Origin of the sequence: Myxococcus sp. AB025B (genome assembly GCF_006518215.1) — a bacterium.
Lineage (GTDB): Bacteria > Myxococcota > Myxococcia > Myxococcales > Myxococcaceae > Myxococcus > Myxococcus fulvus.
Genome location: NZ_SRLW01000598.1, coordinates 1 through 1,909 on the forward strand (window position 1 = coordinate 1; position 1,909 = coordinate 1,909).

3 protein-coding genes and 1 pseudogene are annotated in these 1,909 nt (G+C 71.1%); all 4 read right to left on the reverse strand.

What is annotated here, in order from left to right:
- The coding region (locus FL311_RS42910) for a putative ABC exporter domain-containing protein (protein ID WP_228557476.1) at positions 1 to 592 on the reverse strand (592 nt) is incomplete at its 3' end.
- Complete coding sequence (locus FL311_RS42915) at positions 589 to 1,347, reverse strand: ABC transporter ATP-binding protein (RefSeq protein ID WP_141333423.1); 759 nt, start codon at positions 1,345 to 1,347, stop codon at positions 589 to 591. The genes FL311_RS42910 and FL311_RS42915, both read right to left, overlap by 4 nt.
- Before the next feature lie 16 nt (positions 1,348 to 1,363).
- Positions 1,364 to 1,744, reverse strand: a complete 381-nt coding sequence (locus FL311_RS42920) for a response regulator (RefSeq protein ID WP_141333425.1) — start codon at positions 1,742 to 1,744, stop codon at positions 1,364 to 1,366.
- Positions 1,745 to 1,790: 46 nt separating this feature from the next.
- Positions 1,791 to 1,909, reverse strand: a pseudogene (locus FL311_RS42925) (chemotaxis response regulator protein-glutamate methylesterase); the annotation flags it as partial.

The window sequence follows — 1,909 nt, forward strand, 5'->3', positions numbered from 1 at the left end:
GCACCACCATCACCACCGCGGCGAGCACCAGCCCCACGCCCACCCAGCGCTCCACCTGTCCCCGCCGTCCCCTCGCAGCCCAGCGCGTGCGCATGACGGACGCCGCGATGCCGTGCAGGTACAGCGTGCCGAGCGACAGGAAGGCCCCGGCGAAGAAGAGCGCGGGCTCGGGGCTCACCACCCGGCCGACGAACAGCGTGGCGAACAGCGCGCCCACCGCCGCGCCCATCGCACCTCGGGCGAGCTTGTAGTGCAACAGCGAGCGCCGGGTGATGGGCGCGGGGAACAGCCGCACCACCTCCGTCTCCGTGAAGGTCAGCGAGGGCCGGTCCGGTCCCAGCGCCCAAGCGGAGAACAGCGTGACGAGCACCGAGCCCACCAGCGACAGCTCCGCGAACAGCCTCACGCCCGGAGGCACCGCGGCCACCGGTCCCGTGAAGTCCAGCCGGCGCAGGAAGAGCGAGTAGATGTAGAACAGGCCCACCGCCGCGCCCACGAGGTAGCGGGGCTTGCGCAGCCGCAGCACCTGGAGCCGCAGGCGGTTGCGCGTGGACGCAAGCCAGAGGAAGAGCACCGCGCCCGGGAAGCTCACGGCCTGGGCATCTCCGAGCCCGCGCCGCTGGTGATGCGCACGAAGAGGTCCTCGAGCGACGCGCTGCCCGCGTCCGGTCCACTCAGCCGCGCGCGAATCTCCTCCAGGCTGCCGAGCGCCATGGCCCGCCCTCCGGCAATCACCAGCAGCCGGTGGCACAGCTCCTCCACCAGCGGCAACAAATGCGAGGACAGCACCAGCGCCGCGCCCTCCTCCGCGCGCCGACGCAGCGAGTCCTTCATGCGCCGGATGCCGATGGGGTCCAGCCCCGTGAGCGGCTCGTCGAGCAGGATGAGGCGGGGCGAGTGCAGGAAGCCGCAGGCGATGGACAGCTTCTGCTTCATGCCGCGCGACAGCTCGCCGGGCAGCGCCTTCTCCTTGCCCGTCAGCTCCATCTCCTCCAGGAGCGCGCGGCCCCGCGCCTCCCAGTCCTCCACGCCGTAGAGCCGCGCCGTGAAGTTCAGGTGCTCCCACACCGTGAGGTAGTCGAAGAAGCGCGGCTCGTCGGGCAGGAAGGCCAGCTCGCGCTTGGCCTCCACCGTGTCCCTGCCCAAATCATACCCCGCCACGATGACCTTGCCCGCCGAGGGCGGGAGGATGCCGGCGAGGCAGCGCAGCGTGGACGTCTTGCCCGCGCCGTTGGGGCCCACCAGGCCCAGCACCTCGCCGGGCGCCACGTTGAAGTGCAGGCCCTGCACCGCCGTCACCGCGCCGTAGCGCTTCTCCAGGCCCGCCACCCGCAGGACGAAGTCCATTCGCACGCCCCTCGCCTCAGGCCAGCTTCAGCAGGTGCTTGACGGTGTCCATCACCACCTTGGCCTGCACGGGCTTCACCAGGTACGCACTGGCGCCCAGCGCCAGCGCCCGCTCCCGGTCCGCCGCCGCGCCTTCCGTCGTGATGACGACGATGGGCACGCCGCGATGGTCCGTGGCCTGACGGATGTGGTGGATGAGCTTCAGCCCGTCCATCAACGGCATGTTGATGTCCGTGAGCACCAGGTCGAAGCGGCCCTGGGTCAGCTTCTTGAGCCCCTCGGCGCCGTCCTGCGCCTCGGTGCAGACCATCCCGCTGATGCGCTGCAACGCGTACATGATGCTGCGTCGCATCGCCTGCGAGTCGTCGACGACGAGGGCTCGAATCTGCTGCGTCATGGCCCGCGCACACTAACACCCGACCCCGTCGCCCCGCCCGGCCATCTCACCGTCGACGACGGGCCAGTGAGGCGAGCGCGGGTCCGATTTCCCCCAGTCGCAGCACCCGCTTCACCGCCCCGGCCGCCACCGCCTCGCCCGGCATGCCGTACACCACCGCGGTCT